Genomic DNA, 6081 nt, shown 5'->3' with positions numbered 1-6081 from the left:
GGGTGCCAGCCCTGCGCCTCGCGCAACTCGACCGGGATCTCGTGCGGCTCGGCACGCACTTCCTGGAGGCAGACCACGTCCGCCGTCGTCTGAGCGAGCCAGCTGTCGAAGCCCTTGCGGGAGGCGGCACGGATGCCGTTGACGTTGGCGGTGCTGATGGTGATCATCGCGGCGTTCTCCGGGGCGGGCGGTCAGGAGGTGGTGCAGTGGGCTGCGTTCATTCTTGCGTGCGCCACCGACACTGCGGTGCGGGACTCGCGATTCGCTGTCCGATCAGTCGCAGATTGCGGATGTCAGCAGGTGCTCGACGATCTCTTCCGAGCGGCTGTCGACGGCGACCGGCACCCGAAACGGATGCTCGTCGTCGGTTGGCGGCTCCAGATCGGCGAACTGGCTGTCGAGCAGCGCGGCGGGAAAGAAATGGCCGCGGCGGGTCGAGAGCCGCTTGCGGATCGTCTGCTTATCAGCATCGAGGTACACGAGCCGGACGTCTGGACGGCCGTCACGCAGCGCGTCTCGGTACGCGCGCTTGAGCGCTGAACAGCTAACCACGGCCGGCCTGCCGGCGGTCGACGTCGCGTCGATCCACGCCGCGATGTTGGCCAGCCACGGAAGCCGATCCTCATCATCGAGCGGATGACCGGCGACCATCTTCGCGAGGTTCGCGTCCGGGTGGAAATCGTCGGCCTCCGCGTACTGCCAACCAAGGTGCTGCGCGAGCAGCGAGCCGATGGTGCTCTTACCGCTTCCCGATACGCCCATGATCAGCACGATGCACGGGCCCGCGTTGGCGGGAGAGGGGGCGGCGGAGGGCTGCGTCGTCACGCCGCCGATCCTAGGTGGTCGCCAGCCAGGGACTGTGACAAGGCCCGGCCACGGGCAGGGAGCGCTGCCCGTGGCCGGACTCAACGGAAGAGGAGGGTAAGGGAATCGGCGGCGGCTAGTGGCAGGCGACTCCGTTGACGGTGAAGGACGTTGGGTTGGCGTTGCTGTTCGTGTACGTACCGGTGAAGCCGATCGTCACCGATGCGTTCGCGGCGATCGTCGCGTTATACGGCTCGTTCGTTGCGGTAATCGCCTCACCGGTCTGCGTGTACGTCGCGGTCCACATCTGGTTGATCTTCTGATCGCCGGGGAACGTCCACGCCACGTTCCAGCCGTTGAGCGCGGATGTGCCGGTGTTGGTCAGTGCCACCTGTCCCTGGAAACCCCCGGACCAGCTGTTGGTCAAGGAGTACACGGCGTGGCAGGAGACCGCGGAGGAGGACGGGGATGAAGAGGGAGAGTTGGACGGCGACGCGCTTGGCGAGGCCGATCGCGAGCCTGAGGCCGAGGCACTCGGGCTGCCGCTGCCGCCCCCGCCGGAGAGCGGGAACTGGATCCCGGCCAGCAGTGACTGCTTGGCCGCGCTCACCGGAGTCGCGTCATAGCTGCCGTCCAGCAGCGCGAAGGAGTCCTCCCCGTTGAGCGCCCAGTAGGTCCAGCTCAGCTTGTTCGAGCCGATATACGAGACCAGCGACGAGAACCACTGGCCCTGCGAGCCGGGCGTCGAATCGGACACGTCGGTCGCGCCGTTGCCCGTGCCGAACTCGCCGACCCATAGCGGGGCGATGTTCTGCTGCGGGATGTAGCCCCAGTACTGGTTCCAGACCGCATCCAGGCTCGCCGAGGTGGTGGAGGAGTTGAACCAGGCCTGCTGGAACAGGGTCGGTCCGTAGTCGTGCGCCGAGTAGACCACGTGACCGGGGGAGTTGAGCACGACCGGGAACTTGGCCACGCCCTCCAGGTTGCCGCCCCACCACGTCGTGTCGAAGCCGCCGCTGGCGCTGGCGTTCGGGTAATTGCTGATGCCCTCGCAGAAGATCAGCGCGTTCGGGTCCGCGCCCAGGATCGCGTTGCCGGCGTTCTGATAGGCGAGGCGGATGTCGGTGTTCGGATCGCCGGTGCCCCACGTCGCAGCATTCGCATACGCGACGCCGGTGGGCGTGTGTGGCTCATTACGCAGGTCGAAGCCGATGACCGTGGTGTTGCCCGCGTACCGTTTCGCCAGCGTCACCCAGTCGTTGATCCAAGCAGAGTTCGGATACGCGCTCGTGTACCACAGTCCGTTGGACTCCGCGGTCTCGCCGGCCTCGGAGCGGTGATTGTCGATGATGACCTTCAGCCCGTCCTGCCCGGCGTAGCCGACGATCTTGTCCAGGATCTGCAGGTCGTTGAGACCCACCAGATCGGTGTTGATCGGGCCGGTGTTGTACTGGCTGAAGTTCTGCGGGATCACCGGCGTCTCGACCGCCTGGTTCGAGATCGGGATGCGGATCGTGTTGTATCCCAGCCGCTTGATGTCATCGATCACGGCGTGGTAGTCCTGCGCCCACAAGCCGTGCGCGATCTCGTCCGGGGTCTCGAAGCCGTACCAGTTGATTCCGGCGATCCGGACCGCGTTGCCGTTCGAGTCGAGGATCTGGCTGCCCGAGGTGTGCCAGTACCCCGCGCCGACCGTGCCCGCCGCGCCGGCCGGCCGGGCCAGTGGACCGAAGGCGAGCAGCAGCGCCGAGAGCGCGGCCAGCACCGCGCCCACGGCCACCGCGGACAGCGCCGCTGGGCGCCGCCGCAGCACGCCCGCCACCGCGGCGGGCCTCATCGTTGTGTGCATCGACCGCTCCTAGGTGCCTCAACCTGACCCGATGGCCAGCGCACTGACGCTACGAAGGAGCCGCCCGCCATCCAAGGGAACGGAAAGGCGCGTATACGATCTCTGTCACCCTTGTGCGCCGTGACCTGGGTGTTCGACGAAGTTCGACGCGGCGACCTCGTGTAAGTTTCACAGGACATTGACGCTCTCGGCGCGGCGGCGCGACCATCATCGAAAACTGTGTTCTAACGTTGCGGGAGGAGTCGCGCGTGATTTCGGAATCGAGGCGGCCGCGCCGGTTACGGCGGGTCGCGGGGGGAGCCGCGCTGCTGCTCGCCGGGGCGCTGGCACCGGGAACGGCCGCGGTCGCCGCCACCGGGTCCGGCACCGGCGCTGCGGTGAACGTCACGGTGAACGCGACGGAGGGGCTGGGCACCATCCCAGCGACCGGTTACGGGCTCAACAGCGCGGTGTGGGACAGCCAGATGAACGTCCCGGCCGTGCAGGACCTGCTCGGTCAGGCGGGTGTCGGCATGCTGCGATACCCGGGCGGCTCGTACGGCGACATTTATCACTGGCAGGACAACACCGCGCCCGGCGGCTACGTCGCGCCCGGCACCGACTTCGACTCCTTCATGGGCACCGTGAAGAAGATCGGCGCCCAGCCGATCCTGATCGCGAACTACGGCTCCGGCACGCCAGCAGAGGCGGCTGGCTGGGTCCAGTACGCCAACGTGACCAAGGGATACGGCGCCAAGTACTGGGAGATCGGCAACGAGCTCTACGGCAACGGCTACTACGGCTCCGACTGGGAGACCGACAACCACGCGAGTAAGAGCCCGACGACGTACGCGAACAACGTGCTGCAGTACGCCTCGGCGATGAAGGCGGTCGACCCCACGATCAAGATCGGCGCGGTGTTGACCACGCCGGGCAACTGGCCGGATGGCGCGGTGGCTACCGGTGACAGCGCCGACTGGAACCGCACCGTGCTCCAGATCGCCGGATCAGCCATCGATTTCGCGATCGTGCACTGGTACCCGAGCGGCAAGGACGCGCCGACGGCCCTGTCCGAACCGCAGCAACTCACCGGTGAACTGGACCAGTTGCACAGCGAGATCAACAAGTACGCCGGATCTAACGCGCCGAACATCGGCGTCGCGCTGACCGAGATGAACTCGGCGGTCGACACCACGACCCAGCCGGACGCGCTGTTCGCCGCGGACGCGTACATGACAGCGCTCGAAGACGGCGTGTTCAACGTCGACTGGTGGGACACGCACAACGGCCCCGGCACGATCAGCACCGCCCCGGACGGCGCGACCGACTTCAACGACTGGGGAGTGCTCTCCAGCGGTACCTGTGTCGGAACGACCTGTGAGCCCGCGCTCAACACGCCGTTCCCGCCGTACTTCGCGATCAGCATGCTGAGCAAACTCGGCCGGCCTGGCGACCAGATGGTCAAGGCCGCGACGGATCAGCCGCTCGTCAGCGCGCACGCGGTGCGGCAAGCGAACGGCAACCTGGCCGTGCAGATCGTGAACAAGGACGTGAACAACTCCTACCCGATCAATCTGCACTACACCGGTTACGTGCCAAGCACCGCGACGCCGACCGTGTACACGTACGGCGACGAGGCCAGCTCGATCACCAGCGCGGCGCAGGGCACGAGCAGCAGCCAGACGATCGCGCCGTACTCCATCGAGACCGTCGTGCTCACGCCCTCTGGTAGCGGAGTCAGTGCCCTGACCGCGCCGAGCGCGCCGACCGCGTCGAACATCACCGGTTCGCAGGCGACGATCAGCTGGGCCCCGTCCACCGGCGGCCACGTGGACCGCTATGAGGTGATCCAGCAAGTCGGGACCGTCACCAACGTGCTTGCCGAGTCGACCTCGACCTCTGCGACGTTGTACAACCTGGTGCCCGGTACCGGCTACACGATCAACGTGCTGGCGACCGATCAGAAGGGCTACCTCTCGCGGGCCTCTGATCCGGTGACGTTCACGACGAGCACGCCGACCAACAGCACCTGCGCGGTCGACTACGAGATCACCAATTCGTGGGGCAGCGGATACGTCGCCACGCTCTCGGTCACGAACACCGGTCCGAGCGCGATCAACGGCTGGACGCTGACGTTCTCCTTCCCGGCCACCACCGAGTCCTTCAACAGCGGCTGGAACGCGAACTGGACCAGCACCGGCCAGTTCGTGCACGCCACGAACGTCGACTGGAACGCGAACCTGGCGCCGAACGGCGGCAATTCGGCCAGCATCGGCTTCGTCGGCAACGAGTCCGGCGCATATCCGTCACCCGCGGCGATCAGCCTCAACGGGACGGTGTGTACGACCACGTACTCGTCGTGAGCTGAGGCGAGGCGAGCCGGATCGAGCCGAGCCACAACTGAAGAGATAACCGTTCCTTCCGTGGGGCGCACTCCGATAGGGTGCGCCCCACGGGCATGAGCAGGGCGAGGTTCGAGAGATCCCAATAAGATGCCAAGCATGTCGCACGAGCTGCCGCCGCCGATCTTCATCACGCCGGAGGGCTCCTTCCCGTGGGACATCTTCCACCGCCGGCACCCGATCCTGATCGAAAGTCTGATCGCGGCGCTGCCGTATGGTCCCGAGCAGGTCCGCGCCTTGCGGGCGCTGCTGGACGAGTCGCGGACCGGCGCCATGAATCCGCTGCCGGACAGCGCGCCGGACGCGTCGCGGTGGCTCGGGGAATGGGACCGCGGGCACTATGGCAAGCCGTGGATGGACGCGCCGTTTCTGTGGGCTGAGAGCTACTTCTTCCGTCGCATCCTCGACGCGACCGGGTACTTCGCGCCGGCCGGTTCGGCGTGGTCAGGCGTCGATCCCTACGAGCCGATGAAGGACGCGGAGCTCTCCGATCCGGCGCTCGAAGCGGCCTTCTCCTGGTACGGCGCGCTCGAAGGACGCCCGCCGGCGCTCCGGTTCGCCGCGCTGACCGAGGCTGCCGTGCTCGGAAACCGCGCGGACCTGGTGTTTCAGGTGACCGAGGTGGTCGAGGGGTACACCGCCGTGAACCCGCCGCTCGCCGACGACAGCGAGTTGATCCGTGAGCGCCTGCTCGGCGCGGCGGCGAAGGCTCGTTCGGTTGGCTCTGCGGGCTCTGCATCCAGCGCTATCGGCTCCGGTGCCGGTGCCGGTGCCGGTGCCGGTGCTAGTGCGGTCGCGATCATCTGCGACAACGCGGGCCGCGAGCTGATCTCGGACCTGCTGCTCGCTGACGAACTGCTTTCCGCTGATTCGCCGTCCGGCGCTGACTTTCAATCCGGTACCGCCCTGGCCACAAGCGTGGAGCTGCACGTCAAGCCCGCGCCGTATTACATCTCCGATGCCACTGCGTCGGACGTCGGCAAGTGCCTGCGGCGCCTGCGCGGCATGTCCGGTCCGCTCGGCGCCGCCGGGGCCAGGCTGTTCGAG

The 6081-nt window shown here is 67.0% G+C and carries 5 protein-coding genes; 2 read left to right on the top strand and 3 right to left on the bottom strand.

Features of this window, described 5'->3' with window-relative positions:
• From VN779_RS24340 to VN779_RS24330, 3 genes are all read right to left on the bottom strand, one after another.
• On the bottom strand, positions 1 to 167 hold a 167-nt coding region (locus tag VN779_RS24340; RefSeq protein WP_325727297.1), incomplete at its 3' end, for an endonuclease/exonuclease/phosphatase family protein.
• Between the two features lie 106 nt (positions 168 to 273).
• On the bottom strand, positions 274 to 825 hold the full coding sequence (locus VN779_RS24335; RefSeq protein WP_325727295.1) for a gluconokinase: 552 nt from the start codon (positions 823 to 825) through the stop codon (positions 274 to 276).
• Positions 826 to 940: 115 nt separating this feature from the next.
• Positions 941 to 2653: a cellulase family glycosylhydrolase gene (locus VN779_RS24330; RefSeq protein WP_325727293.1), complete on the bottom strand. Its 1713-nt coding sequence runs from the start codon at positions 2651 to 2653 to the stop codon at positions 941 to 943.
• A 248-nt stretch (positions 2654 to 2901) separates the two neighbouring features.
• On the opposite strand from VN779_RS24330, the gene VN779_RS24325 reads away from it, so the two are divergent.
• Together VN779_RS24325 and VN779_RS24320 are read left to right on the top strand one after the other, a co-directional pair.
• On the top strand, positions 2902 to 4995 hold the full coding sequence (locus tag VN779_RS24325; RefSeq protein ID WP_325727291.1) for a cellulose binding domain-containing protein: 2094 nt from the start codon (positions 2902 to 2904) through the stop codon (positions 4993 to 4995).
• Between the two features lie 138 nt (positions 4996 to 5133).
• Positions 5134 to 6081: ARMT1-like domain-containing protein (locus VN779_RS24320; RefSeq protein WP_325727290.1), on the top strand; the 948-nt coding region annotated here is incomplete at its 3' end.

This window comes from Actinocrinis sp., from assembly GCF_035605935.1.
Classification (GTDB): domain Bacteria; phylum Actinomycetota; class Actinomycetes; order Streptomycetales; family Catenulisporaceae; genus Actinocrinis.
The sequence above is the reverse complement of the archived record's forward strand: the minus strand, read 5'-3'. Positions and strand labels throughout refer to the sequence as shown.

Excerpts from the sequence above, each read along its gene's own strand:
- VN779_RS24330 (WP_325727293.1), bottom strand. The coding sequence starts at position 2,653 with ATGCACACAACGATGAGGCCCGCCGCGGTGGCGGGCGTGCTGCGGCGG.